Source organism: Providencia rettgeri (assembly GCF_013702265.1).
GTDB classification, from domain to species: domain Bacteria; phylum Pseudomonadota; class Gammaproteobacteria; order Enterobacterales; family Enterobacteriaceae; genus Providencia; species Providencia zhijiangensis.
Map to the genome: position 1 here is coordinate 2,403,151 of NZ_CP059348.1, position 26,756 is coordinate 2,429,906.

At 42.7% G+C, this 26,756-nt stretch carries 26 protein-coding genes; 2 read left to right on the forward strand and 24 right to left on the reverse strand.

The annotated features are described in order from the left end of the window. Nucleotides 1-6: 6 nt before the first annotated feature. From umoD to yceD, 22 genes are all read right to left on the reverse strand, one after another. Nucleotides 7-609 carry a UmoD family flagellar biogenesis regulator gene (gene umoD, locus H0913_RS11060; RefSeq protein ID WP_154603588.1) on the reverse strand — a complete coding sequence of 201 codons (603 nt, stop codon included), beginning with the start codon at nt 607-609 and terminating at the stop codon, nt 7-9. Between the two features lie 510 nt (nt 610-1,119). Further along, nucleotides 1,120-2,424 carry an NAD(P)/FAD-dependent oxidoreductase gene (locus H0913_RS11065; RefSeq protein ID WP_154603587.1) on the reverse strand — a complete coding sequence of 435 codons (1,305 nt, stop codon included), beginning with the start codon at nt 2,422-2,424 and terminating at the stop codon, nt 1,120-1,122. 297 nt (nt 2,425-2,721) lie between these two features. Next, entirely contained in the window at nt 2,722-4,341 is a 1,620-nt protein-coding gene (locus H0913_RS11070) for a bifunctional metallophosphatase/5'-nucleotidase (protein ID WP_154603586.1), read from the reverse strand. A 17-nt stretch (nt 4,342-4,358) separates the two neighbouring features. After that, the gene (locus H0913_RS11075) at nt 4,359-5,708 is read right to left on the reverse strand and encodes an OprD family outer membrane porin (RefSeq protein WP_181477251.1); all 1,350 of its coding nucleotides are present in this window, start codon (nt 5,706-5,708) and stop codon (nt 4,359-4,361) included. Between the two features lie 929 nt (nt 5,709-6,637). Beyond that, nucleotides 6,638-7,663 (reverse strand): beta-N-acetylhexosaminidase, encoded by a 1,026-nt coding sequence (gene nagZ / locus H0913_RS11080; protein WP_154603585.1) that lies wholly within the window; start codon nt 7,661-7,663, stop codon nt 6,638-6,640. 65 nt (nt 7,664-7,728) lie between these two features. After that, nucleotides 7,729-8,613: a phosphotransferase gene (locus H0913_RS11085; protein WP_181477252.1), complete on the reverse strand. Its 885-nt coding sequence runs from the start codon at nt 8,611-8,613 to the stop codon at nt 7,729-7,731. Then, nucleotides 8,606-9,199: a penicillin-binding protein activator LpoB gene (lpoB, locus tag H0913_RS11090; protein ID WP_154603583.1), complete on the reverse strand. Its 594-nt coding sequence runs from the start codon at nt 9,197-9,199 to the stop codon at nt 8,606-8,608. Before lpoB ends, H0913_RS11085 begins: the two co-directional genes overlap by 8 nt. Next, complete coding sequence (locus H0913_RS11095; protein ID WP_154603582.1) at nt 9,196-9,615, reverse strand: YcfL family protein; 420 nt, start codon at nt 9,613-9,615, stop codon at nt 9,196-9,198. The genes lpoB and H0913_RS11095 overlap by 4 nt, the downstream gene beginning before the upstream one ends. Before the next feature lie 6 nt (nt 9,616-9,621). Continuing rightward, the gene (hinT, locus tag H0913_RS11100; protein ID WP_006660814.1) at nt 9,622-9,972 is read right to left on the reverse strand and encodes a purine nucleoside phosphoramidase; all 351 of its coding nucleotides are present in this window, start codon (nt 9,970-9,972) and stop codon (nt 9,622-9,624) included. 33 nt (nt 9,973-10,005) lie between these two features. Further along, nucleotides 10,006-10,788, reverse strand: a complete 783-nt coding sequence (locus H0913_RS11105; protein ID WP_154603581.1) for a metal-dependent hydrolase — start codon at nt 10,786-10,788, stop codon at nt 10,006-10,008. A 12-nt stretch (nt 10,789-10,800) separates the two neighbouring features. Further along, entirely contained in the window at nt 10,801-11,793 is a 993-nt protein-coding gene (holB, locus tag H0913_RS11110) for a DNA polymerase III subunit delta' (protein WP_181478763.1), read from the reverse strand. Nucleotides 11,794-11,803: 10 nt separating this feature from the next. Further along, complete coding sequence (gene tmk / locus H0913_RS11115) at nt 11,804-12,430, reverse strand: dTMP kinase (protein WP_181477253.1); 627 nt, start codon at nt 12,428-12,430, stop codon at nt 11,804-11,806. Between the two features lie 8 nt (nt 12,431-12,438). Then, nucleotides 12,439-13,461, reverse strand: a complete 1,023-nt coding sequence (gene mltG / locus H0913_RS11120; protein ID WP_154603579.1) for an endolytic transglycosylase MltG — start codon at nt 13,459-13,461, stop codon at nt 12,439-12,441. A 60-nt stretch (nt 13,462-13,521) separates the two neighbouring features. After that, on the reverse strand, nt 13,522-14,349 hold the full coding sequence (gene pabC, locus H0913_RS11125) for an aminodeoxychorismate lyase (protein ID WP_154603578.1): 828 nt from the start codon (nt 14,347-14,349) through the stop codon (nt 13,522-13,524). A gap of 148 nt (nt 14,350-14,497) precedes the next feature. Beyond that, complete coding sequence (gene fabF / locus H0913_RS11130) at nt 14,498-15,748, reverse strand: beta-ketoacyl-ACP synthase II (RefSeq protein WP_181477254.1); 1,251 nt, start codon at nt 15,746-15,748, stop codon at nt 14,498-14,500. A gap of 78 nt (nt 15,749-15,826) precedes the next feature. Then, on the reverse strand, nt 15,827-16,060 hold the full coding sequence (gene acpP, locus H0913_RS11135; protein ID WP_006660807.1) for an acyl carrier protein: 234 nt from the start codon (nt 16,058-16,060) through the stop codon (nt 15,827-15,829). 156 nt (nt 16,061-16,216) lie between these two features. Then, nucleotides 16,217-16,951 carry a 3-oxoacyl-ACP reductase FabG gene (gene fabG, locus H0913_RS11140; RefSeq protein ID WP_154603577.1) on the reverse strand — a complete coding sequence of 245 codons (735 nt, stop codon included), beginning with the start codon at nt 16,949-16,951 and terminating at the stop codon, nt 16,217-16,219. Nucleotides 16,952-16,959: 8 nt separating this feature from the next. Then, nucleotides 16,960-17,892: an ACP S-malonyltransferase gene (gene fabD / locus H0913_RS11145; protein WP_154639314.1), complete on the reverse strand. Its 933-nt coding sequence runs from the start codon at nt 17,890-17,892 to the stop codon at nt 16,960-16,962. 18 nt (nt 17,893-17,910) lie between these two features. Next, nucleotides 17,911-18,861: a beta-ketoacyl-ACP synthase III gene (locus H0913_RS11150; protein ID WP_036953071.1), complete on the reverse strand. Its 951-nt coding sequence runs from the start codon at nt 18,859-18,861 to the stop codon at nt 17,911-17,913. 3 nt (nt 18,862-18,864) lie between these two features. Then, nucleotides 18,865-19,905: a phosphate acyltransferase PlsX gene (gene plsX, locus H0913_RS11155; RefSeq protein WP_071992158.1), complete on the reverse strand. Its 1,041-nt coding sequence runs from the start codon at nt 19,903-19,905 to the stop codon at nt 18,865-18,867. Between the two features lie 11 nt (nt 19,906-19,916). Next, nucleotides 19,917-20,087 carry a 50S ribosomal protein L32 gene (gene rpmF, locus H0913_RS11160; protein ID WP_006660802.1) on the reverse strand — a complete coding sequence of 57 codons (171 nt, stop codon included), beginning with the start codon at nt 20,085-20,087 and terminating at the stop codon, nt 19,917-19,919. Between the two features lie 12 nt (nt 20,088-20,099). Beyond that, on the reverse strand, nt 20,100-20,624 hold the full coding sequence (yceD, locus tag H0913_RS11165) for a 23S rRNA accumulation protein YceD (RefSeq protein ID WP_036953067.1): 525 nt from the start codon (nt 20,622-20,624) through the stop codon (nt 20,100-20,102). A gap of 142 nt (nt 20,625-20,766) precedes the next feature. Here yceD and H0913_RS11170 point away from each other — a divergent pair, with 142 nt between their 5' ends. Beyond that, nucleotides 20,767-21,351, forward strand: a complete 585-nt coding sequence (locus H0913_RS11170; RefSeq protein WP_154603575.1) for a Maf family protein — start codon at nt 20,767-20,769, stop codon at nt 21,349-21,351. Between the two features lie 50 nt (nt 21,352-21,401). Here H0913_RS11170 and rluC read toward each other — a convergent pair whose 3' ends face one another. Further along, nucleotides 21,402-22,358 carry a 23S rRNA pseudouridine(955/2504/2580) synthase RluC gene (rluC, locus tag H0913_RS11175; RefSeq protein ID WP_181477255.1) on the reverse strand — a complete coding sequence of 319 codons (957 nt, stop codon included), beginning with the start codon at nt 22,356-22,358 and terminating at the stop codon, nt 21,402-21,404. A gap of 616 nt (nt 22,359-22,974) precedes the next feature. On the opposite strand from rluC, the gene rne reads away from it, so the two are divergent. Then, nucleotides 22,975-26,187 (forward strand): ribonuclease E, encoded by a 3,213-nt coding sequence (gene rne / locus H0913_RS11180; RefSeq protein ID WP_181477256.1) that lies wholly within the window; start codon nt 22,975-22,977, stop codon nt 26,185-26,187. A 156-nt stretch (nt 26,188-26,343) separates the two neighbouring features. Here the strand turns inward: rne and tmaR are convergent, their stop codons facing one another. Next, nucleotides 26,344-26,679, reverse strand: a complete 336-nt coding sequence (gene tmaR, locus H0913_RS11185) for a PTS system regulator TmaR (protein WP_132495292.1) — start codon at nt 26,677-26,679, stop codon at nt 26,344-26,346. Nucleotides 26,680-26,756 lie beyond the last annotated feature (77 nt).

The window sequence follows — 26,756 nt, forward strand, 5'->3', positions numbered from 1 at the left end:
CTCTTTCTACTCAAACATTCCAAAGGTATTTTTGCCCGTTTTAACTTCCAGTACGGTAGACGGCTGGTAAGCTTTTGGTAGGTCATCTGGCTTCATACAGTAGAATGGCAAAATACTTTTTGCCCCTTCGCGCAGGGTTTCGCATGCTGCTTTACTGGACATGGTTAAATCTAACTGCCCATTTTCATTGAGAGGAATAAACACCGTTGGCTCATACGGCATTCTCACCTTACCAATCGTATCGCCAATACGGTAAATTACATCATAACCCACAATAATCTGCTCTAAACTTTTGGTGATCACACACGTTCTTGGTTCATTGCTCGAAAATGGCGGTAGCGACCTTCCTTGTAAGGATTGGATCATCAAAATGGTTCTGCATTCGCGTTGTGCGGGGTGCCAGCGAGATAACGACTCTTGCGTGAATGTGCCTAGAATACCCGTGACCGAACAGTTTTCATGTTCCACCATACGCGTTGCTCTAATGGGTTCGGTAGATAAAACAGTGGCAATTTTCACTTCGTCACTGCGCACAAAAGAGAAATAAACGACAGCAATTAGGCAAACAACAACGAATGCGGCTAACAACAACTTAATTTTTAGCTTCATCGCTTGCCCTTTTTTAAATAGTGAATGTGTTAGCTATTGTAGCTTATCTAGTATCAACTACATTAATTACATACAATAAATATGGTTTTTTAGATTAGTCTGAGTATGAGACATACATCTTATTTACTTACGCGTAATAAGTTTACCGCGAATAGTCGTAAATAATTAACTAAATCCATTTCAATATATTACATAAAATAAAAAAGCCATCTATTTATTTGTTTTATAACAAAAAAATAAATCCTACCAATTAATGAGTATCAAGAGTGAATTAAATTAAAAATATGTCGCCTTTTTGTATTAAATCACACTTAACCCAAACTCATTAGGGTAATTAGCTGACTTTATGGCGTCTATTTAATGAATAAATATTTAAAATATATGTACCGCTTTAACTGGGTACTATTATTCTAAATACATCTTTATTCTGATTGGAGGATACACACGATTATTCACTAATAACCGTATGTATCCTTGCGATTGCAGAACCGAAAAAACGATAACTACAGATTAATGTAATTTCAGTTTAGGTCGAATAATACGGTTAATGCTGCCAACCAGCATCATTAAGCCCGTTTTTATATAGCCATGTAATGCAATTTGGTGCATGCGATATAGGGAAATGTAGACGAAACGCGCTATACGCCCTTCTACCATCATATCTCCACGCATTAAGTTCCCCATCAAGCTACCTACAGTACTAAAGCGAGATAACGAAACGAGTGAACCATGATCTTTGTAAATGTAGTTTTTCAGTGGCTTATCTTTCATTAATGCCACGATATTGTCATAGCAAAGGCTTGCCATTTGATGAGCTGATTGCGCGCGTGGTGGAACAAAGCCGCCTTCCGGTTTTGCGCAAGATGCACAGTCACCAATCGCGAAAATTTTATCATCCAACGTGGTTTGCAGTGTCGGCTTAACCACCAATTGATTGATACGGTTGGTTTCTAACCCTGCAATATCTTTCATAAAATCAGGTGCTTTGATCCCTGCAGCCCACACCATTAAGTCCGCATAAATTTTGCCATCTTCTTTGGTATTTAAGCCATCGGCATCCGCGCTGGTCACCATGGTTTTGGTTAATACTTTTACGCCCAATTTATTCAATTCTTGGTGTGCAGCGCTTGAAATACGTGGAGGTAGCGCAGGTAAAATACGCTCGCCCGCTTCCACTAACGTCACATTTAGCGCATCAGTGTCTAACCCTTTAAAACCATAGCTCGTTAACTGCTCCACCGCATTATACAGTTCAGCAGAAAGCTCCACACCCGTTGCTCCACCGCCGACAATAGCGATATTCACTTTTTCTTCCGCATTATCACGTACTGAATAACGTAAGAATAAATTCAGCATTTCATCGTGAAAACGGTGAGCTTGTGCAGGACTATCAAGGAAAATGCAGTTTTCTTTTACGCCTGGGGTACCAAAATCATTCGAGGCACTTCCCAACGCCATGACTAAAATATCGTAATCAATTTCACGCAATGGCACTAACAGCTCGCCGTCTTTGTCACGCAATTCACCGAGAACCACTTTTTTATTTTCTCGGTCAATATTCGTGAGGGAGCCTAATTGGAAGTGAAATGCATTGTGACGGGCATGGGCTAAGTAGCTGATAGCATCAACACCATCATCCAGTGAGCCTGTTGCGACTTCATGAAGTAATGGTTTCCATAAATGACTTGGATTACGGTCAATCAGCGTGATATCCGCACGTTTTTTACGCCCTAATTTACGTCCTAAACGTGTTGCCAGTTCTAAACCACCAGCACCACCGCCTACAACAACGATTTTAGGTTGAGTTAAGGTCATACGCCCCTCATATAAAATATATTAATGTTATTTAAGATTTCTAATAACAAAAAACTTAAATAACACTAATTCGCCATGTTTTATTTTGTTTGAGTTTGAAGAATATCACGCTTGGGTATTTGGTCATACCAAATGTTGATGCAAATCAATTTAGTTGATTATTATGACAACGATCACGCTCGTCAAATCATTTTTTGAAAAAAAAGAAACGAGTCAGCTTTATTTAACTTAGAGACAAAAAAGCCCGAGAATGGCGTTATTCTCGGGCTTGGAAACCTAGCATTTTGTGAGGGTATTTTACTTCACTTTCTTAATACGCTCGTCCGTCGGTAACTGAATTGGCGAATTATCTTTGAAGTATTTCATCAGCGCTTCGTTATCCGGCAAGCTATAGATACGATCTTTACCTTGTTTAAAGGCAGAGAAACGGCTACCACCAGTTGCCAGAAATTCATTGGCAGCGACACGATAGCTTTTTTTCATATCGATTGGCTTGCCATTTAATTTCATGGAACCTGCAATCACTTTATCACCTACCGCACGACTATCATCCCATTCGTAATAAAAACCGTGGGAAACTGGCATGACTTGCGGGCGTTCACGATCCCACTGTTGCTCTAACGCTTGTTTAATTTGCGCTCCAGTTAATGATTGCGTAACGACCACATTCGAGAAAGGCTGCACCGTAAAGATATCTCCGTAGGTCAGTTCCCCTGCTTTAAGATCAGCACGAATACCACCGCTGTTCATAAAGGCAATTTGGGCGCCGCCCGCATCTGGAGTAGCAGCAGCATATAATTGAGCATCCGCGATAATCTTACCTAATGTTGAATCGCCACCCGCCGCTAATTTCTTATCCGCAGGCGCACTCAACGTACCCATGACTTGCTCAGCAATCGGTTTAGAAATGCGTTCATAGTTTTGGATAAAGCGGCTTAATTGTGGGTCTTTCTCATAACGGCTGGTTTCAACCGGAATATTTTTCGCATTAATACTGACGATATCGTTGGTTTTTCTATCAATTTCAATATTCAATTGAGACAATAATGTCCCGTTAGATTGTGCTGAAATAACTTTTTTACCATTAATATCACAGTTATACGCTTGATGCGTATGGCCGCTCACCACAAAGTCCACATCGGCATCGAGCTGCTTAACGATCTCAACAATAGGTCCTTTGATGTTATCGCAACGGTTAATATCTTTAACCTTGGTATCCACTTGCTGAGTTGCCCCTTCGTGGATCAACACACCAATGCTACGAATACCTTGCGCCTTAAGCAATTTCACTTGTTGGTTAATGGTTTCGGCTTCATTTTTAAACTCTAAGCCCGCAGTACCACTTGGTGTAACGATGGCAGGAGTTCCTTCCAGCGTTAAGCCAATAAATGCCATTGGTACGCCATCAAATTTCTTAACGTAATAAGAAGGGAATAGCGTTTCACCGGTCTCTTTGACAATCACGTTCGCGGCTAAATAGTTAAAGTCAGCCCCAGCAAAAGACTCTTTACCCACACAGCCTGCGGTTGGATGGCATCCACCATTTTGCTTTCTCAGTAACTCGATTTTACCTTTATCGAACTCATGGTTACCGACAGCACTGGTCTCAAGACCAATTGCGCTAAGCGCTTCAATAGTAGGCTCATCGTAGAACATCGATGACAGTAATGGACTCGCGCCCACTAAATCCCCTGCGCCCACAATAATGGTGTTGGCGTTTTCCGCTTTTAATTGCTTGACCAGTGTCGCAATGGATTCGATTCCACCGAGTTTACCATCCCCCGGCGCTTGTAATGCACCGTGGAAATCGTTAATACCAATGACTTGAACTTTGACGGTATCGCTCTGTTTCGTGGCACAGCCTGCTAATAAAGCACCTGATACCAGCAATGTCACTAAACTGATTTTATGATTCATCTATTCATTGCCCCCAATTACATTTTAAAGCGATAAGTGGTTGTCATCGAACCGGACAACGAATGTGCGCGACGCGACTCACCATCATACAGTTTTGGTGTGGAGTTATCAGACTCTTGCTGATGGTGCCAACCCATACCGCCACTTAATGAAACTGACAAGTTCTCAGTTGGTTTCCAGTAAGTAAATAAGCCAACCTGACCTTGTTTTAAACGCTCACCTGAGTAAGAGAATTCACTGTAGTTACTATTAGCCCCGACTGACCAAGTTGGGTTAACTTGATATTCAGCTTTTAATGCCAGCATGGTTTCGCCATCACGCACATAGTCGATATCTGCATAAGCTGGTGAGTTAAAACGTCCACGGGTGTTACCAATTGGGTTACGCGCAAATTGCCCTACACCATTAGTTTTATGTGCGGTGGTATGCGTGATACCTGTCATTAAAGTCCATGGCGTTTCTGGAACGCGCCACTCAATTTCACCCGCATAGTGCCAAGCACACTTATCAAAGTTTTGTTTGCCGCGTTTGGTATCTGTCGATGTACGTTTACCATCGCTACCGTATTCATGACCATAAATTTGAGAAGATAAGGTGATATCTGAGTTTAGTTTGTATTTGATCTCTAAGCCTTGTTGACGGAAAACATCATCCGCCTGACCAATAAAGTAAGAGGCTTTCAATGGTTTGGTGTTGTAGTTAATGCCACCCGTAACCACATGGTTGATATCATGATTGACACCATTTCCGTCACGGAAATACATTCTGTCAATATTCGGGCTATCACGACGCATTACTTTGCCATCAAGATAGAGTAAATCTAAGTTCCAATCGCTAATTGCGGTGTTGGTATAATAACCATTATAGGTGTTTAAAGATAAACGCTGGGAGTTGGTAAAAATACCTGTATTTTTCAACGTGAACCAACCCGCTTTACCTTTGAAATTAACGGATTCTAAGTCTAATTTGAATTTAGCGTAACGTTGACCAATTTTGTTATAGCCTTTCGCTTCACCATCATCGTTATATAAAATCGCTCGGGAGGCGAAGTCTTTACTTGCCGCCAGTTTGATCGCGCCATAATAAGAGGCATCAAACCCGATAAAATCGGCAAAATATCCGGATTGGTAATCTAACTGAATATTCTGACCCCAAGCTTGTGCAACTTGTTTTCTGTAACGCTGCTCATTGGCATCGTAACGGTTTTCTGACTTTAGGTATTTCCACATATTTCGTGTAGAAAGCTCTAACTCAGAGTCTGCAACAAATGAGTTTTCCTTGATGGCATTTTCCCAATCGCCAGCATTAGCCCCAAACGCAACGAAACAAGATGGAAACAATATTAACGCTATTTTTTTGACTTTCATTTAAATTAAACCTAGTCGTGATTATTAGAATATAACTACCCACACCCAATTTTTATTGGGCGTTATGACACCTTGCTATCTTTCAATAAGTAACAATTTTATTTAGCTTTAATTACTGCAATAGTCTTTAATGATTATTTAATTTAAGTTGCATCCTCTATTCTTTAAGCACAATTTATTTTCTGAGCATTAAGAATAAAATTTAATTATTTTATAAGTCGAAATAATTAATCCAAACATACGGATTTGATTTAAGTTCACACTATGATTTCAGACTTATTTGGGCAATATTCAACCACACTCTTAAGGAGCGTTTTGGGTTGATATTCATAATGAAAAGTATGCTAACGTAATTTTGTGTCAATTAACACGATCGGTGTCACAACAAACTAGATGCATTGCAAATCACACATCATTCGATGTGATATTAATCACTTTATTGGTATTACATCTATTAATTGAATTTCATATTTAAACAATAATTTTGCTATTTTAATCGCCTATATTTTAATGAAATGTTATTTACTAAAGTGAAATAACATTTTTATTTAAACCAATAATATTAAAGCATGACCTAGCTCTCCATTTTAAATAAATGGCCAAGTCAATCATCCTGTTTTTAAGCAATATACTGGTTTGATCAGTCACAATGGAGAATATTTATCACATATAGATAGATTATTTAACGCCAAATTTTTATTTGAACTAGGAATTATTCCTAGTCAATTCCATGTGGCAGCCAATATTGGCGCGTGTTTTTTACACATATATTGAATATAGATACAGTATTACTAATCAAATAGGACAATCTCTTTCCTTGTTCCTATTCAATTTATACCAATAAGGTTACCCGTAACTTATTCAGTGAATTTAAGATAAAAAAAACCGATGAGTTATTATCCCATCGGTTCATTTTCAACACGATTTAATTAGCGGCTACGGTGTTCTTGCCACTTTTCATGTAATTCGACTAATTGACGGTGACTTTGCTTCCAACGATCCACAGATTGTAGCTCATTCAATGAATACTGGCGGCCACTGTGATACAGCTTAGAAGCGCGGCTGTCATTTTGTTTCGGTAGGTTATCCAGTACGCTCACCGCACCTTCACGATTATTACAAACAAGGATCATGTCGCAGCCCGCATTCAATGATGCTTTCGCTCTTTCTGGATAACTGCCCATAATGGCAGCACCTTCCATCGATAAATCATCAGAGAAGATAACGCCATCAAAACCAAGCTGCTCACGTAATACCGATTTTAGCCAGAATGGTGAACCACTCGCAGGACGATCGTCCGCTTGAGTATAAACCACGTGAGCTGGCATAATCGCATCAAGCAATTCACGCTGAATAAAGTCTTTAAAAATAGACATGTCTTTGCCGCGAATTTGCTCGAGTGGGCGGTCATCTCGTGGCGTTTCTTTATGGGAATCGGCTTTGACGGCGCCGTGCCCTGGGAAGTGTTTACCTGTGGTTTTCATTCCTGCGCTGTGCATACCGCGAATAAAACGCTCTGCCATCACCATTGCAATTTCAGGATCTGCATGGAATGAACGTTCACCGATGGCGATGCTTTCATGTCCTAAATCCAGTACAGGCGCAAAGCTAATGTCGATATCCATAGCAATCATTTCTGCCGCCATTAACCAGCCTGCTTCTTGTGCTAATTTAGCGCCGTCCATCTGGTTGTTCAGTGCAGCAAAAGCTTGCGCAGAAGGTAATGCGGTAAATCCATCACGAAAACGCTGTACACGGCCACCTTCTTGATCCACAGCAATCAATAAACGGTGTCTTGATGCATCACGGATTTGTCGCACTAACTCACGCAACTGTGCCGCATCATGGAAGTTACGGGTAAATAAAATCAACCCGCCTACCAGTGGATGAGCTAAAATTTCACGCTCTTCGTTGTCCAGTTCATAACCCTGAACATCCAGCATTATCGGACCCATAACATGCCTCACTTGATTAATTTTCACAAATTCTCGTGTATTCACGGAGATTTTATATTGCCCAATCAAAGACCAAAATAGTCTCGTAATGGGGAAGAATCATTTAAAAACTGCGCTTCTTGACGCTGGCACCACTGAACTTCATACCACATTAACGTCATATATTTGACCCATGGCTCCCATTGTAGGCAGCGCTCTGCTAAACGCGGTTTATCTTTATAGGCGCCATAGGTGTGGCAATATTGCGTCAAAAAATAATCTCGTTGTTCTACCGTCAAGCTATTGAATTGAAAATAGGTTTCTAGGGACAACCCAATATCGGTATTTGCTGCATATTCCCAATCCACTAGCATTTTTGGCACCCCTTGCTCACACAGCACATTGCCCGGGTGAATATCCATATGGGCGGGTGCGAGCTTTAACACCTTTGGCATTGGCGTGCGGAGGAAGCGACGATGTATTCGCTTCCAGCGTGCAGAGACTCTTTTATTATCAATTAAATAGCCATAATGAGCAATCTCATTACGTAACGGTAACCGGTAATTTAATACGTCATGATTATGGAGCTTAGCAACGATCCCTGCCAAGTTTTTTTGAAATTCAAAGGAAAGAAATTGTTCGCGGCTAGGATGATCTCCATCAACCCATTCCAATAATAACCAATGGGCATTCCGCCCAATGACTTGGGGGGAATAAGAAAAATCTTTCAGTTCCTTAAGAACATGCGCTTCTTTACGGCGATTAACATACAACGCATTTTGCACTTGCCCATCTGAGCGGGCGATTAATTTAATGGTGGGAGCTTTGTCTTGGGTTTGAGTAGAGTCTCGATATTCAACTAAATAGCTGCCACCCGATAACCCCGCTAATGGAGAGACTTCCCAGCATGATGCTAAAACTGCTGGGAAGCATTCAGAAAGTAATGCAAACAGTGATAATTGATTACTCAATACTCTGTTTTCCAGACCACACAATTTCACCGGTTTGCACTTCCATTAACTGCATTTCAATGCTGCGTTCTTTGGTAGAGCCTGACATGACACTGTAAATCACATATTGCGCTTGGACATAACGCCCTAAACCAATCGCTTTACTACGAGTGACCAGACTATCATCCTGCGACAATCCCAATGTTTTGCGAGCAGCACTGACGACGCCTTGAGGAACCACTTTAAACTTATTGGTTTTCATGACTTCATTGGTTAATGCAGCCGTTACTGCCTGTGAAGGCAAGCTTCCACTGGTATTATTTTTGACAGAATCAACCAGTAAGACTTTGCCACTTTCAACGCCATCATCCGCCACCATTTTATTGACTAAAGGCTGTAATGCCCCAGCCCAATCAATGGTTTGCTGCTTTGGTGGCATCGGTACTGTGTCTGTTGGTGGTGGCGGTGTTAATTCCGGCTGCTTTTCAGGCTGTTTCGGTGTTCCACCCGGTTCAACAGGAACAATTGGGGGTTTAGGCCCTTGAGGGACTGACGGACAACCTGCCAAAATAAATGCTGCTGCTGCGACCAATAAGATCCGTTTCATTGTGACTCTCCAGCCGTTGAAGGTAAGAAAACATAGATACGCGCATTACGTGCAAGCGGGGATGTCGTGACCTCTTTTAGCATCACTGACGAATTAGCAGGGATAACTTGGGGTTGACTCTTTGTTGAATCCACTCTCAGTCCTTGCTCGTCATACCAAAAGATGCGATACATCACAGTGACCGGTTTCTTTTCAATATTGCTCATATTGATCGTTGCGGTCGCCGTTACGCTACCGACCTTAATCACCGGTTTTTCTACAATCACGCCCGCGGCTAGCACGGAAGGCTCCATCACGATGCGCTGCTGATCATTAAATGATAACCCTGTTTTTTTGTTCCAAGCACAACCACTGAGAAACAGCATAAGTAAGCCCAGTGTGGCGACGTATTTTAAGGTTGATGCAGCGCGTTTCATGATGAATTACTTAGCCAATAATGGGCCTAATGGACGTCCACCCACTAAGTGCATATGAATGTGGAAGACTTCTTGTCCTGAATGTTTGTTGCAGTTCATAATCAGGCGATAGCCATCTTCTGCAATCCCTTCTTCTTTCGCAATTTTCGCCGCCACGGTAAATAAGCGCCCTAATGCCAGCTCATCATCAACCGTCACATCATTCACGGTTGGAATTAATTTGTTCGGAATGATCAAAATATGCGTCGGCGCTTGTGCCGCGATATCACGAAATGCTGTGACCAGTTCGTCTTGATATACGATCTCAGACGGGATTTCACGTCGAATGATTTTACTGAAAATAGTCTCTTCTGCCATGACAAATTCCTTAATAATTTAATAGTTATCTATTTATTGCCCAGCGCGTAAATGGAATAAACGGTTGAAGTTTTCGGTGGTGATTTGTGCCATTTCCTCAACACTCACCCCTTTCAATACAGCCATATACTCCACCACATCACGTACATACGCAGGTTGGTTCTCTTTACCACGATGCGGTACTGGGGCTAAGTAAGGTGAATCTGTTTCCACTAAAATTCTATCCAATGGCACAACTCGTGCAGCTTCTCGGATCTGTTCAGCATTACGGAACGTGACAATACCGGAAAAAGAGATGTACATCCCTAAATCCAGTAAATCGATAGCCGTTTGTTGGTCTTCCGTAAAGCAGTGCAACACACCGCCACACTCGTCAACTTTCTCTTCGCGTAAAATAGACAGTGTATCTTCTCGAGCGGAACGAGTATGCACAATCACTGGCTTATTCACTTGACGACCAATGCGAATATGCTGACGAAATGACTCTTGCTGCAGTGCCGCATTCTCTTGCTGATAATAGTAATCTAAGCCCGTTTCACCGAGCGCGACCACTTCACTCCCCGCCGCTAATTGCGCCAACTTTTCAAAATCATAACCTTCATCCAAATTTAGTGGATGAATACCGCAAGAAAACGCGACATTGTCGCGCTTTCCAATTAACTGTTTCATGCTTTCAAAACCTGGCAAGGTGGTTGCCACGGCTAACATAAAGCCGACATCTCGTGCAGATGCCTTTGCGATAACATCATCGACGTTAGTGTGTAATTTTTCATAATCTAAACAGTCGAGATGGCAGTGTGAATCAACAACAAACATAGTCTACTCTTTTTATCTTGAAGGCGAAGCGAATAACGCTTCCCAGTGTAATAATTGGTTGGTCAGGATCAATTCCTGGTTCAGCGCAGGCACGGTTAATAGCTGATAACGACACGCTTGCCACTGGCTATACACATCTAATAGCTGCGAGCTGCTCATGGATGTTGCCAACAAAGTGACGCACGCCATTTTATCTTGGTTAACAACATACTGTCCTGCTTTTTGCTGCAATTTTATGCCATCGGCAATTAACCCGAGTAGCCAATTAATGCATTCAGGCCCATTGTCGGTATTTAACGCTGGCAGAAGCTTTAAAAAATCTTTCTGACGTAAGCTCTGCTCTAACTCGTTGCACAATAGCAGACGTCGTTGCCACTGCTCCGGCTCAAGCAACTGTAAAGCGGCAACAGGCGCGCCTTGGCACAAGGTTAACGCAGTCACTGCATCCTCTACGGATAAACCCGCCTGCTGTTTTTGCAGCCAATACAACGCAACTTGCTGGTCAGGCGCCGGTAAAAAGTGAGTTAAACAGCGACTTCTTAATGTGGCCAGCAAGCTATCTAATTTTTCACAGCTTAATAAAAAGTAGGTCTGCCCTGCGGGTTCTTCTAAGGTTTTGAGCAGCGCGTTAGCCGCAGCATCCGTCAATACTTGTGCATCGGGAATGGAAACGACTTTTGCACCACTTTGCTGCGCATGACCACTTAATGTATCAGTTAGCTTACGAACCGCATCAACACTGATGGTCGTTTTCCCTTTTTCAGGTTCTAGAACATGATAATCAGGATGTGTACCTGCCAACATTAAGCGGCAACTATGGCATTCTCCACAGCTTTTTAAACCATCTTTATTTTGGCAAATCAACCAACGGCTCACACCATAGCTTAATGCTTCAGCCCCATTGCCCGCTATTGAGTGAATCAACAACGCGTGGTGTCCACGCCCTGCCTGATAAGCGCTAATTAATTGACGGTAAGTTTCATTAAGCCATGGATACCAATTCATCATTAGTGCCTTATTTTGCCAGCCATGTCAGTAATGTGCTGCGAATATCGGCTTGCACTTGTTCAATATTTTGACTCGCATCGATGATTAAAATAGTGTCATCTGCCGCAGCCAGTTCTAAATAACGCGCTCGGGTGCGTTCAAAGAAAGCCAGCGATTCTTTCTCAATACGGTCTAATTCACCGCGAGAACGAGCTCGTTGTAAACCCAATTCTGGCGGTAAATCTAAATAAAGAGTCAGAGCTGGTTTAAATTCACCAAGAACTAAATCTCTTAATGAGGCCATTAAATGGCGATCGATTTCACGACCACCACCTTGATAAGCTTGGGAGGATAAATCGTGTCTATCACCAATAACCCATTTTCCTGCTGCAAGTGCAGGTTTGATGACGGTATCAACTAACTGAACACGTGCCGCGTACAACATTAATAGCTCAGCTTTGTCGGTGACTCTATCACCTTCAATGCCTTGCTTTATCAATTCACGTAGTTTTTCCGCAAGCGGCGTACCACCCGGTTCGCGGGTAAATACCATATCATGGATGCCAGCTTGCTTTAATGTGTCAACAACGGTGTTGATTGCCGTCGTTTTACCCGCACCTTCTAATCCTTCAATAACAATAAATTGGTTTTTCATTTCGTTTATCAATTCTTTTGCTCAATTTGTCGGTAAACCTTAACAGCGCGGTTATGGTCATTAAGATTGCGACTAAAAGTATGTCCACCTGTACCATCGGCGACAAAGTATAAATAATCTGTTTTTGCTGGGTGAGCCGCCGCTTTTATTGAGGCAAGGCTCGGCATGGCAATTGGCGTTGGTGGTAAACCATCAATTTTATACGTGTTATACGCGGTGTAGTTATCTAAGTCACTGCGATAAATTTTACCACGATAGTTTTCCCCTAACCCGTAGATAACCGTAGGGTCTGTTTGTAAGCGCATGTTTTTCTTCAAGCGATTCACAAATACCGAAGCAACCTGTGCACGTTCGTTGTCCACGCCAGTCTCTTTTTCAACAATCGATGCCATGATCAACATTTCATAGGCATTCTTATAGGGTAGATCTTTATCGCGACCTTTCCACTCTTCTTCCACCGCGGCTTGCATACGTTTATAAGCACGCTTAAGTATTTCAACATCACTAGTGCCCGCAGTGTATAAATAGGTATCAGGGTATAACCAACCTTCAAGGTTATCACCCTCTTTAAAATCCAGCATGGCATAAAGCTCAGTTGGCGTAGCATCTTGAGTCTTATGTTGCATATAAGGAGCGTCACGCAAAATATTGCTCCAATCCGCCAGTTTGTTACCTTCAATAAAACGAATACTAAATTGTGCTTCTTTGCCACTGGCAATCAACGCTAATAATTGCTCCACCGTCATGTTTGGCTGTAAGCGATAGGTTCCCGCTTTGAACTGAGCTAATTCAGGGCGTGCTTTTAGAAGAAGTTGAAAATTATGACCCTCTTCAATAAATTTTTCCTTGATAAGCAACCCTTCTAAGGCCACTCGCCCTGTCCCAGCAGGCACAGTAAAGATTGTCTCTTGGACAACGTTGATAGGCTTTTTCGCATAATCAAGAACTTGGCGATATTGCAGATACACCACAATCGCGCCGATAACCGCAAGGACAAAGACAATCAGTGTTATTTTTTTCGCTAATTTCATTATGGGTCACTTAAATGTATTTTTTGTCGATGAATGATAAGAGTTAAATGGTTATCAGCTTTAAATTTGTCGCTGTAATAGTAAATACTCAAACAGTTCTCTTGATTGATAACTGATTGTTTTATCCTCTGAAAATCGGATGCTTTTCACCGGTAAAACCGGCATTAAAGCATTGCAAATAATCACTTCATCACATTGAGTCAAAATGGCAGGAAAGCGCTCAACTTCTGCCAGATGGTACTGGCTATTATTGAGCTGCGCTATGATCTTTTGTCTCATTAATCCATTAACGCCGGAGTGACTAAGAATAGGCGTATAAACATCACGCCCTATACGCCAAAAAATATTGGCGCTACAGCATTCAACAATGACGCCATTCGTATCCAACACCACGGCTTCATCCAATTTAGCATCGTCAATTTCTTGGCGGATCAACACTTGCTCTAAGCGATTTAAGTGCTTCATGCCTGCTAAGAGTGGATTGCGGCTTAATGGAATTTGGCTGAGCAACAATGATGCCCCTTGGCACTGTAATGCGGCGTAGTGTTTCGGGAAAGGCGAAACCATTACGATGATTGTCGGGTGTTCAAACCCTTGAGAGCTATAACCTCGACCACCCTGCCCACGACTTAACATGACCTTCACCACAAACTCTTCATCAGTTTGTTGTTCACAAATCTCTTCAATATGTTGCGTCAGTTGTGGCCAATCTATCACTGGTAATTTGAGTCGAGCGGAATCTTGCTGTAAGCGTAAAATATGCTTATCTAACATCTTTGCTTGTTGATTCACGCCATGGATAGTCGTAAAGCAGCCATCACCAAAGGCGATAGCGCGATCGGTAATATCAATTTGTTGACAAGAAACCCCGTTAACCCAATAAGTCATGACCATTTCTTATAATAAAAGCTGATAAATCAGGCAGTAACATAGTGTGTAATATCATAAACTAAAGCAAAGAGTACTGCAAAAAGAAGGCAAAAATAAAGCCCCAGCATCAAAGACACTGGAGCTTAGAAATGCACGGTATTATTGATTATTCCGCGTGATAGCGACGGAAAATTAAGGAACCGTTAGTACCACCAAAGCCGAATGAGTTACACAGAGCATACTCCATGTTTTCAACTTTACGGGCTTCACCAGGAACAAAATCAAGCTTACAACCTTCATCAGGATTATCTAAGTTGATTGTTGGTGGAACGATTTGGTCGCACAGAGACAGAATAGTGAAGATAGATTCAACTGCACCCGCTGCACCTAATAAGTGACCTGTCATGGATTTTGTTGAACTGACTAATACTTTTGTGTCTTCGCCAAATACAGAGATAACCGCTTGCGCTTCCGCTAAGTCACCTGCTGGTGTTGATGTACCGTGAGCATTGATATAGCCAATATCACTTGGCTTAACGCCTGCATCGTTTAGCGCATTTTTCATCGCTAATGCAGCGCCTTCACCATTTTCTGGTGGTGACGTCATGTGGTAAGCATCACTGCTCATACCAAAGCCTGCGATTTCTGCGTAAATTTTCGCACCACGCGCTTTAGCATGTTCATATTCTTCAAGTACGATGATCCCTGCGCCATCACCAAGAACAAAACCGTCACGGTCTTTGTCCCATGGGCGACTAGCCGCTTGTGGGTCATCATTACGGGTTGATAATGCACGCGCTGCACCAAAGCCCGCCACACCTAATGGTGTTGTTGCTTTTTCAGTACCGCCAGCCAGCATTACGTCTGCATCGCCGTACGCAATCATACGTGCTGCGTGTCCAATATTATGAACGCCTGATGTACAAGCTGTTGCAATTGAAATGCTTGGACCACGGAGACCATACATGATGCTTAAGTGACCAGCAGCCATGTTGATAATTGTTGAAGGTACGAAGAATGGGCTCACTTTGCGAGGACCACCGTGTAACATCGATTCACAGTTGTCTTGAATGAGACCTAACCCGCCAATACCAGAACCAATCGCTAAACCGATACGAGTAGCATTGGCTTCTGTTACTTCCAATCCAGAATCTTTGATGGCTTGATAACCAGCTGCAATGCCATACTGAATGAATGGGTCCATCTTCTTCGCATCTTTGCGAGAGATGTCAAAATCTTCGTAATTGAAATCTTTTACTAAGCCTGCAAATTTAGTTGCGTGGTTAGTAGTATCAAAATGATCAATTAGGCTGATACCACTCTGTCCGCCACAAACAGCTTTCCATGATGAATCAACTGTATTGCCGACAGGAGATAACATGCCAAGTCCGGTTACAACTACACGACGCTTAGACACGTATGTCCTCCAAGGAGGGAATTAGTTACAAAAGAAACATAGGCGATCGAATGATCGCCTAGATAAGTTTTACCGCTATTACTCAGATGCTTTGACGTAGTCAATTGCAGCCTGTACTGTAGTGATCTTTTCAGCTTCTTCGTCAGGGATTTCGCAATCGAACTCTTCTTCCAGAGCCATAACCAGTTCTACTGTGTCAAGAGAATCAGCGCCCAAGTCATCAACAAATGAAGCTGTATTCACAACTTCTTCCTCTTTAACACCCAGTTGTTCAACGATGATTTTCTTAACGCGTTCTTCGATAGTGCTCATACTATTAAAATTCCTATCAAAACTCGCTTTCGCGATGGTTTTCGTAGTTTATGAAATACAGGAAAAGATACAACCCAATCCCGGCTGTGGAAACCATTATTTTGCATAATTTTGCATTAGGCAACACAAAAATATGCAAATGGTTCCCTCATTTCTTTAGATCATGTACATGCCACCATTGACATGCAATGTTTCACCCGTGATGTAAGCAGCTTCGTCAGAAGCTAAAAATGCTACAGCACTGGCAATTTCTTGTGCATCACCCAGTCTATCCGCAGGAACCTGAGATAAAATGCCTGCACGTTGTTCGTCTGTCAATGCCTTAGTCATATCAGTTTCGATAAAACCGGGCGCTACAACGTTAACAGTGATACCACGAGAAGCGACTTCACGAGCTAATGATTTACTAAAACCAATCAGCCCAGCTTTCGCTGCCGCGTAGTTTGTTTGTCCCGCATTTCCCATAACACCCACAACAGATGCAATGGAAATAATTCGCCCACAACGCTTTTTCATCATGGCACGCAAAACGGATTTAGACAAACGGTAAACGGATGAAAGATTCGTGTCAATAATATCTTGCCACTCATCATCCTTCATACGCATCAATAAGTTATCACGCGTAATACCTGCATTATTGACCAAAATATCAATTTCGCCAAATTCCGCACGGATCTGGGTCAATGTTTCTTCAATTGATGCAGGATCTGTCACGTTTAACGCTAAGCCTTTACCTTTCCCATCTAAATAGGTAGTAATCGCTTCCGCGCCTTTTTCGCTTGTTGCCGTACCGATAACAGTCGCACCGCGTGCAGTTAAGGTTAAAGCGATTGCTTTACCGATCCCGCGGCTCGCACCAGTTACCAGTGCAATTTTTCCTTCAAAGCTCATTGTCGTCCTCAGATAGTTTCTAAAGCCGAGTCTAATGATACAGGATCATTGACTGCAACGGCAGTTAAATTAGAGACAATTCGCTTGGTTAGACCAGTCAGAACTTTGCCTGGACCCATTTCAACCAATTGCTCAATGCCTTGTTCCGCCATGAATTCGACTGTTTCAGTCCAGCGCACCGGATTATATAATTGGCGCACTAATGCATCACGGATATTTTTCGCAGACGTTTCCATTTTAACATCAACGTTGTTGATAACAGGATAGGCCGGCTCACAAAATTCAATTTTTTCTAATGCTTCAGCTAATTTATCTGCAGCTGGCTTCATTAATGCACAGTGGGAAGGCACGCTAACAGACAGTGGCAACGCACGTTTGGCGCCAGCTTCTTTACAAGCAGCACCTGCGCGCTCAACAGCAGCTTTCTCGCCAGCAATAACAACTTGGCCTGGTGAGTTAAAGTTCACAGGTGAAACCACCTGCCCTTGCGCCGCTTCTTGGCATGCTTTCTCGATAGATTCGTTATCTAAACCGATGATTGCATACATTGCGCCAGTGCCTTCAGGAACCGCTTCTTGCATCAGTTTGCCGCGCAGTTCTACCAATTTAATGGCTTGTTTGAAGTCGATAACACCCGCACAAACTAATGCTGAATATTCGCCAAGGCTGTGACCCGCCATCAACGTAGGCATTTTGCCATTTTTTGCTTGCCAAACACGGAAGATAGCCACTGACGCTGCTAATAATGCAGGTTGAGTCTGCCATGTTTTGTTTAACTCTTCTTCTGGTCCATTTTGAACTAATGCCCAGAGATCGTAACCCAATGCTTCAGACGCTTCAGCGAATGTTTCTTTAACCAGCTGATTTTGTTCTGCTAAATCAGCTAACATCCCTAAAGATTGGGAACCTTGTCCCGGGAATACCATAGCAAATTGTGTCATGTCTGTTTTCTCAGTAAATTAAAAACGAACCAGTGCGGAGCCCCAAGTAAAGCCGCCACCAAATGCTTCTAATAACACTAATTGGCCACGCTGAATGCGACCATCGCGCACTGCTTCATCGAGTGCTGTTGGGACTGATGCCGCAGAAGTATTTCCATGACGATCCAGCGTAACAACCACTTTATCCATGGTCATATCCAATTTCTTTGCGGTCGCGGAAATAATTCGTAAATTTGCTTGATGTGGTACTAACCAATCAAGTTCTTCTTTTGCAATGTCGTTTTGCGCCAATGTCTCATCGACAATATGGGCTAATTCACGCACAGCAACTTTGAATACTTCATTACCTGTCATGGACAAGTAAGCTTGGTCATCTGAACAGCGGCTACGGTTTGGTAAGGAGAGTAAATCCCCATAACGCCCGTCGGCATGTAGATGTGTAGAAATGATCCCTGGTTCTTCAGAAGCACCGATCACCACAGCACCCGCGGCATCACCAAATAGAATAATGGTTCCGCGATCATTTGGGTCTAACGTTTTAGATAACGCATCCGCACCAATTACCAGTGCTTTTTTGGTCATGCCCGTTTTAACGAACTGATCAGCGATACTGATAGCATAAGTAAAACCAGCACAAGCCGCTGCCACATCAAATGCCGCGCAATCATTAATTTCCAGCATTTGCTGAATTTGACAGGCTGCGCTTGGGAATGCATGGGTTGCGGAGGTTGTCGCGACAATAATTAAACCAATTTCACTGCTGTCGACCTGTGCCATTTCCAGCGCATTTTTTGCTGCTTGGAAACCCATTGTGGACACGTTCTCATCGTCAGCTGAAATTCGTCTCTCTTTAATACCCGTACGCGTTACAATCCATTCATCAGAAGTATCAACCATTTTTTCCAGATCAGCATTGGTACGAACTTGCGATGGCAAATAGCTGCCTGTTCCTAATATTTTACTGTACATAGGTTATTGATCACTCCTGGGTAAAACAATATTAAGTCGAGCTGTTATTCTTTCGGGAACTTGTCGTTCAACAGCCTGTACCGCACGCTCAATTGCGGCTTTAAACGCATTTTCATTCGCTGCGCCATGGCTTTTGATAACAATCCCTTTTAATCCTAACAGAGTCGCGCCGTTATACTGGTCGGGGTTCATATCCCCAAAACGCTTCATTAGCCGTTTTTTCAACCATTTCTTAGCGAGTTGCATAAACCAACTGCTTTTTTTGTTCTCTTCACCGGCTGATTTTAACAATGAAAGAATGACACGAATCACCCCTTCCATCGTTTTTAGTGAGACATTACCTGCGAAGCCGTCACACACTAATACATCTGTTTTACCTGTCAGCAACTCGTTGCCTTCAACATAACCAATGTAATTAATTGACGCCGTTTCTTTCAACATAGCGGCGGCTTCGCGGATATTGTCCAGCCCTTTACTCTCTTCTTCACCAATATTGAGTAAAGCGACTTTAGGTTGATTGATGTTGGCAACTTCTTCCGCCATCACCGAACCCATCACTGCAAACTGCACGAGCATTTCACTGCTGCAATTCACGTTAGCCCCTAAATCGAGGACAACGGTTTTTCCTTTTTTCTGATTTGGCAAAATGGTCATTAACGCTGGGCGCTCAATACCTTCAATTGATTTTAACATCAATTTTGCCAAGCCCATCAATGCACCCGTATTACCCGCACTCACGCAAGCCTGTGCTTGACCTGTCTTCACTAACTCTAATGCCACTCGCATTGACGTCCCTTTGCTTTGGCGAATTGCGTGGGATGGCTTGGCATCGTTAGCAATGACGTTTTCGGCAGGGATAATTTCGATACGCGAAATTTGCTCCGCACTTTGTTGTGCAAGCAAAGGATGAATGGCTTCGGGTTGACCGACAAGCAGTAATTTTAATGCTGGATTAGATGCCAGTGCCTGCAATGCAGCAGGCACCGTGACGCGGGGACCAACATCCCCGCCCATGGCATCTAACGCGATGGTTAGACTAGCCAAAGTATCAACAATTACTTGCTGATAACCTTACGGCCACGGTAGTAACCATCTGCAGTCACGTGGTGACGCAGGTGAGTTTCACCGGAAGTTTTATCTACAGAAACTAGGGTAGCAGTCAGTGCATCATGTGAACGACGCATACCGCGTTTTGAACGAGTTGGTTTATTCTGTTGTACGGCCATTGACCTTACTCCTTAAGTACTTTTCTTTAAACTGGCTAATACGGCAAATGGATTTGGTTTCTCTACCTCAGGAGGTAGTTCACCATACACCATGTCCGCTTCGGACACTTCACAGTGTTCAGAATCATGAACCGGAACCACTGGTAGGGATAGAATTATTTCATCTTCTAACATTCCCAGCAAATTTATTTCACCAAATTCATCTACATAAACTGGTTCATACTGTTCCGGTAATGCTTCGGCCTTTTCGTCACTGACGACAGGACTAAAACAATACGATACGTAGACATGATGTTTGAAATCTTTTCTGCAACGTTGGCATTGTAGGGTGACATCCAATTCAGAATGCCCCTCTATGACCGTCAAGCGCTGATTATCAATTTTAAATGATAATTTGCTTTCAACATCACTATCTACACTGACTACTGATTCGGCAATTCGTGTAACTTGCTCAGGTGTGTAACTCCCGACATAGTCGAGGTTTTTCTGAGCTGCACGCTGCGCATCGATAGTCAGGGGTAATTTTACCTTTTGCATAAGGCGCGCATATTAACTTTGTAATGAACTATAGTCAAAGAAAAAGGCGGGATAAACTCGCCTTTTCACCAAAAAATCGCCGGTTAAGCGGATATAGTTTAAAATGAGTTAACCCTTTTGGCTATGAGTTTCGAGAAAAATCATGAAATCGATTATTTTGGCGTCAACCTCTGAATACCGACAAGCCTTACTTAAGAAGCTGGGCATCCCATTTCTTGCTGCTGCGCCCAACATTGATGAAACCCCTGTTCTACAGGAATCGGCTCAAGCTTTAGTGATGCGCTTATCTCACGAAAAAGCCAATGCATTGGCTCAACAATATCCACAGCATTTAATTATTGGATCTGACCAAGTTTGCGTCATTGACGATAAAATCGTCGGAAAGCCGCATAATTTTGATAATGCCTTTAAACAACTCAAGGCAGCGTCAGGTCATCGGGTGACTTTTTATACTGGGCTTTGCTTATTAGATAGTGCGACAGGTAAATTCAATCTCCAGTGCGAACCCTTCGATGTCTATTTTAGACAGCTCACGGATGAAGAGATCACCCAATACCTAAATAAAGACGAACCTTATCAATGTGCGGGCAGTTTTAAATCGGAAGGACTAGGCATTAGCCTGTTTGATAAACTTTCAGGGCGAGATCCAAACACGCTGATTGGTTTGCCAACTATTTTATTGTTGGAAATGTTACGCCAGCATGGGGTCAATCCACTCTTAGACTAAATAATAAGGTTAGCTAACCTGCAGGGTGTTGCTAACCTTTATTATCATTATTACTGCGCTTTTTTCGCTCTCAACACTTTCAGACACTGATTCAAATCGTTATGTAGTGGTGCAACAACTCGCATCTCTTCACCTGTTTTCGGATGAGTAAATTTCAGTGAATACGCGTGCAAGAACAAACGCTTCAATCCTGTCTCTGCCAGCTGGCTATCAAATTGCTTATCACCATAACGATCATCAAAAGCAATTGGATGACCTGCGTGTAAAGTATGTACGCGGATCTGATGAGTACGTCCAGTCACAGGGCTCGCCTTAACTAACGTCGCATTTTCAAATCGCTCTTCGACTTTAAAACGCGTTTCAGACGGCTTTCCTTCACTACTGACTCGAACAATACGCTCACCGCTTTGTAGAATATTCTTCAATAATGGCGCTTGTACAACTTTAGTATGTGACTGCCAATTACCGCGTACCAACGCTAAATAATCTTTTTGCATCTGTTTTAAACGTAATTGCTCGTGAAGAGCACGTAAAGCTGAACGTTTTTTAGCGACCAATAAGATACCGGAAGTATCTCTGTCTAAACGATGCACCAGCTCTAAAAAACGGGCTTCCGGACGTAATGCACGTAACCCTTCAATCACACCGAAGCTTAATCCGCTACCACCATGAACTGCGGTGCCTGATGGCTTATTGATGACTAGAATGGATTCGTCTTCAAATAGAATGCAGTCCGTTAATGCTGCTACCTTATCCAATTTCGCTGAAACAGGTGCAGTTTCACGCTCAGCAACACGCACTGGCGGGACGCGAACTTGATCCCCTTCGAGTAGTTTGTATTCAGGCTTAATTCGCCCTTTGTTGACGCGCACTTCACCTTTACGGATGATGCGATAAATCATGCTCTTAGGAACACCTTTTAACTTGCTCAGCAAGAAATTATCTATGCGTTGCCCTGCTTCGTCATCGCTAATATCAATAAATTGGACTTGGTTTTCTGTGTTCATTCGGGAATGCGTTAACTCTGATTGATGAATAAATAGTCTCACTTACATCGGTATATCATACCGACTCCACGAATTTTTTTATGTTTTTTTTTAAATTGGTCAATTTCTGCATGATCGGCTCAATTTCTTAATAAAATTTCCATATAACTTACGTTGCACTTGCTATAATGCACTTGGCAATGGAATAATAAGCGGTGCCAAGATGTTTAAAAACGAAAATTGGCTTTGCTATGTTAGCTTTAGGTGTTTTTGCACTTTCGGCTATAATTATTTTTAGCTAGTAGAATACAAGTTAGACGTAATACTGTAGGAATTTATTATTTGATGGCGTAACGATGCTGCAATGGCGTAAGACATCTAACTAAATCAAATAAATTAGCGAGCAACGAATTTTAGCTTATTGGGTTGGGAGTCTCCGTTTTCTAAGAAATCTACGGCATCCTGATTAAGAACGCTGAATTTTTAATCTAAAAATCAGGTTCACCGAATACTGCGCGTCTCTATACGAACGACTGCCGAGAGGTAGACGGCTTTGTAAAAATCATGAGGCCATCGGTTTACAGTAGCTCCTTCTTTCGCTGCTCTATTATTTAAAAAATAATGAGTAAGTAATAACATGAAAAGAATGCTAATCAACGCAACTCAACAGGAAGAGTTGCGTGTTGCCCTTGTTGACGGGCAACGACTCTACGATTTGGATATTGAAAGCCCAGGTCATGAGCAAAAAAAAGCCAACATTTATAAAGGTAAAATCACCCGTATTGAACCAAGCCTCGAAGCTGCTTTTGTTGATTATGGCGCTGAAAGACACGGTTTCCTGCCAATCAAAGAAATCGCTCGCGAATACTTCCCAAGCAATTATCACTCCCAAGGTCGTCCTAACATCAAAGATGTGCTGAAAGAAGGCCAAGAGGTTATTGTTCAAGTTGATAAAGAAGAACGTGGTAACAAAGGTGCAGCCTTAACCACATTCATCAGCTTAGCGGGTAGTTATTTAGTTCTGATGCCAAACAACCCACGTGCCGGTGGTATTTCTCGCCGTATCGAAGGTGAAGACCGTACAGAATTAAAAGAAGCATTATCTTGCTTAGAAATTCCAGATGGCATGGGGCTAATCGTCCGTACTGCGGGTGTGGGTAAATCAGCAGAATCCCTGCAACAAGATTTACTGTATCGCTTACGTCACTGGGAAGCGATTCAAAAAGCCGCAGAAAACCGTCCAGCTCCGTTCTTAATCCATCAAGAAAGTAATGTAATTGTCCGTGCTTTCCGTGATTATTTACGTCCTGACATCGGCGAAATCCTAATCGATAACCCGAAAGTGGTTGAGATGGCACGTAACCATATCGAAGCGATTGGTCGTGGTGATTTTGCTAGTAAAATTAAACATTATAGTGGCGATGTTCCTCTATTTAGTCACTATCAAATCGAATCTCAAATCGAATCTGCGTTCCAGCGTGAAGTGCGTTTACCTTCTGGCGGTGCGTTAGTTATCGATACAACCGAAGCATTAACGGCTATTGATATCAACTCCTCACGCTCAACCCGTGGTGGTGATATCGAAGAAACCGCATTCAATACCAACCTTGAAGCCGCTGACGAAATTGCACGTCAATTACGTTTACGTGACTTAGGTGGACTGATTGTTATCGACTTTATCGATATGACTCCAGTTCGCCACCAGCGTGAAGTTGAAAACCGCCTACGTGAAGCTGTTCGCCAAGACCGCGCGCGTATTCAAATCGCGCGTATTTCACGCTTTGGTCTGTTAGAAATGTCTCGTCAGCGTCTTAGCCCATCATTGGGTGAGTCCAGCCATCACGTCTGCCCACGCTGTACAGGTACGGGTACTATCCGTGATAACGAATCGCTGTCACTGTCAGTACTGCGTTTAATCGAAGAAGAAGCACTGAAAGAAAATACCCATGAAGTGCATGCGATTGTCCCAGTGCAAATCGCGTCATACCTGTTAAACGAAAAACGCCAAGCAGTTACAGAAATTGAACAACGTCAGCGTAACGTTCGCGTTGTGATTGTACCGAATGACCAGATGCAAACGCCTCACTTCCACGTCATCCGTATCCGTAAAGGTGAAGAAGTTCAAACCCTGAGCTACAACTTAGCCCAGTATCATGAAACTGAAACCTTAAACCACGGTGAAGAAGCGACGACTGAGCGTAAAGCACCTGAACAACCTGCTATTTCAGCATTTGCACTGCAAGAGCCAGTTGAAGTTCCTGCACTGAAACCAAAAGAAGCTCCGGCTAAAGCACCAGTTCGTGCCAAAGTGGATGAGCAACCTAAAGTTGGTTTATTTAGCAAAATTGCCGCTTTCTTTAAAGGCCTCTTTGCTGAAGAAGAAAAAGCCGTTGAAAAACCAGCGCAGAAACCTCGTCAGAATAACAATGACCGTCGCCGCAATAATGATCGTCGTCGCAATAATAACGACCGCCGTAATAACAATCGTCGCGACCGCGATGATAATTACGAAAATCGTGATAACCGCGACAATCGTGACAATCGCGATAACCGTAATAATCGCAATGCACAATCTGAAGATGCTGCAAACCGCAACAAGGGACGTAATAATAAGAATACGAACCAAGTTGAAGAGCAAATTACTGACAGTGCAAACCGCGAAAATCAGCAGCAACGTCGTGATCAGCGTGCAGAACGTCGTCGTCGTCAAGATGAAAAACGTCAACAACAAACTGCAAAAACGCAGCAAGATAACCAGCAAACAGCTGTTGATAATGCCGCTGTAGAAAAAGATGAAGAAGAACAACGCCCTGTTGCTCCTCGTCGTGAACGTCGTCAATTAACACAAAAAATTCGTGTAACTGACAATGACCAAGCAGCAGAAACGTCAATGGTTGCTGATACCGCCGTTGTTACAGAAAAATCTGCGCCGATTGCGGCATTACCAGCAGCAGTGAATGTTGAGAAAAAACAGGCTAATGTTTCTCTGGACGAAGATGACAACTTAGCGACTAACTCAGAACAATTGGATGATGATGAAAAACAAGACACCATCATTCCACGCCGTTCTCGTCGTTCACCTCGTCATCTGCGTGTGAGTGGTCAGCGTCGTCGCCGTTACCGTGATGAGCGTCATCTGAATAAATCACCAATGCCTTTAGCGGCGGCTGTAGCCTCCCCTGAATTAGCCTCTGGTAAAGTATTTATTCGCTACCCTGTTGTTCAACCTCAACAAGAAAGCATGGCTATCATGACCAATGAAGAGATGCTGGAACAACAAAATACCGTTCAAGCGCCTGTGGTAGCTGCACCGATTGAACATGTTGAAGTGAAAGCCGAGCTCACTGAAGCCCCAGTTGCTACTGAAACTGTTATCGAAGCACCAAAAGCAGAAACTGAAGCCAGCGTTGTTGTTGAAGCCGCTGCAATGGAAAGCGATGTTGTTGAAAATGTTGTTGTTGAAAATGTTGTTGCTGAAAATGTAGCAGCAGACGTTATCGAAGAGACAAAATCAGAAGTCGTTGAAACCCTGGTTGAAGTCCCTGTCGCTGAAGAAATCAAAACTGTTGTTGAACCTGTCGTTGCAGATGTGGTGATTGAAACCGCAGTGACTGCAGCAGTCGTTGAAACTACCGTGATTGAACCAGCTCCAACAGCAAATACAGTTAGCTTACATAAACGCCATGCATACTCACCAATGACGAAAGCCCCAGCGCCTGCTGTAGTGGCTTCAGACTTTGAAATTAAAGAGTATCAACGTGAGCCATCAACCTTTGAATCTAAAGGTGCAGGTGGACATGTGGCAGCCAATGTTGCGACATCAGAAATGGCAAAACCTGCTAGCTTCTGATTTTAGCAAGTTACTGACGAAAGCCTTGATGGGAAACTATCAAGGCTTTTTTGTTGGTAACATATTTCGCCCTCGCGAACTTGCATAAAACCCACAAAAACAAAAAGAGCCGTTAATTCGGCTCTTTCTACGTACTTAATCACTTCAGATTGGGGATTACTTGATATCCAACTTAGAAGAGAGCTCACCCATCTCTTTAAGCTTTTTAGAGATCTCGCGACGCTCTTTGGATAACTCAGCATTCTTGATGATGTAATCATCGATACGATCATCATAGTCGCTACGCATGTTTGCAATGATGCCATGGATATCATCAATGGACATGCCTGGTTTGATATACTCACTCAGGTTATCTAACAGCAGAACACGCTTTTGGTTATCACGAATTTTCTTTTCGTTATCCGTGATTTCGCGACGAATTTTATTTTTACGACGAAACATACGCACAAATTCCAGTACATTCTGGAAAGTTGGTTTGTTGGCGTTGTCCATGTTTAAAATCCCCTATTCAATAATCAAAATGTATTGTCTATTAACACAATACCTTCTTCTAGGGTCACCTTACAAGA

Coding starts and splice junctions, on each gene's coding strand:
- umoD (WP_154603588.1), bottom strand. CDS start 609: ATGAAGCTAAAAATTAAGTTGTTGTTAGCCGCATTCGTTGTTGTTTGC.
- H0913_RS11065 (WP_154603587.1), bottom strand. CDS start 2,424: ATGACCTTAACTCAACCTAAAATCGTTGTTGTAGGCGGTGGTGCTGGT.
- H0913_RS11070 (WP_154603586.1), bottom strand. CDS start 4,341: ATGAATCATAAAATCAGTTTAGTGACATTGCTGGTATCAGGTGCTTTA.
- H0913_RS11075 (WP_181477251.1), bottom strand. CDS start 5,708: ATGAAAGTCAAAAAAATAGCGTTAATATTGTTTCCATCTTGTTTCGTT.
- nagZ (WP_154603585.1), bottom strand. CDS start 7,663: ATGGGTCCGATAATGCTGGATGTTCAGGGTTATGAACTGGACAACGAA.
- lpoB (WP_154603583.1), bottom strand. CDS start 9,199: ATGAAACGGATCTTATTGGTCGCAGCAGCAGCATTTATTTTGGCAGGT.
- H0913_RS11095 (WP_154603582.1), bottom strand. CDS start 9,615: ATGAAACGCGCTGCATCAACCTTAAAATACGTCGCCACACTGGGCTTA.
- hinT (WP_006660814.1), bottom strand. CDS start 9,972: ATGGCAGAAGAGACTATTTTCAGTAAAATCATTCGACGTGAAATCCCG.
- H0913_RS11105 (WP_154603581.1), bottom strand. CDS start 10,788: ATGTTTGTTGTTGATTCACACTGCCATCTCGACTGTTTAGATTATGAA.
- holB (WP_181478763.1), bottom strand. CDS start 11,793: ATGAATTGGTATCCATGGCTTAATGAAACTTACCGTCAATTAATTAGC.
- tmk (WP_181477253.1), bottom strand. CDS start 12,430: ATGAAAAACCAATTTATTGTTATTGAAGGATTAGAAGGTGCGGGTAAA.
- mltG (WP_154603579.1), bottom strand. CDS start 13,461: ATGAAATTAGCGAAAAAAATAACACTGATTGTCTTTGTCCTTGCGGTT.
- pabC (WP_154603578.1), bottom strand. CDS start 14,349: ATGACTTATTGGGTTAACGGGGTTTCTTGTCAACAAATTGATATTACC.
- acpP (WP_006660807.1), bottom strand. CDS start 16,060: ATGAGCACTATCGAAGAACGCGTTAAGAAAATCATCGTTGAACAACTG.
- fabG (WP_154603577.1), bottom strand. CDS start 16,951: ATGAGCTTTGAAGGAAAAATTGCACTGGTAACTGGTGCGAGCCGCGGG.
- fabD (WP_154639314.1), bottom strand. CDS start 17,892: ATGACACAATTTGCTATGGTATTCCCGGGACAAGGTTCCCAATCTTTA.
- H0913_RS11150 (WP_036953071.1), bottom strand. CDS start 18,861: ATGTACAGTAAAATATTAGGAACAGGCAGCTATTTGCCATCGCAAGTT.
- rpmF (WP_006660802.1), bottom strand. CDS start 20,087: ATGGCCGTACAACAGAATAAACCAACTCGTTCAAAACGCGGTATGCGT.
- yceD (WP_036953067.1), bottom strand. CDS start 20,624: ATGCAAAAGGTAAAATTACCCCTGACTATCGATGCGCAGCGTGCAGCT.
- H0913_RS11170 (WP_154603575.1), top strand. CDS start 20,767: ATGAAATCGATTATTTTGGCGTCAACCTCTGAATACCGACAAGCCTTA.
- rluC (WP_181477255.1), bottom strand. CDS start 22,358: ATGAACACAGAAAACCAAGTCCAATTTATTGATATTAGCGATGACGAA.
- rne (WP_181477256.1), top strand. CDS start 22,975: ATGAAAAGAATGCTAATCAACGCAACTCAACAGGAAGAGTTGCGTGTT.
- tmaR (WP_132495292.1), bottom strand. CDS start 26,679: ATGGACAACGCCAACAAACCAACTTTCCAGAATGTACTGGAATTTGTG.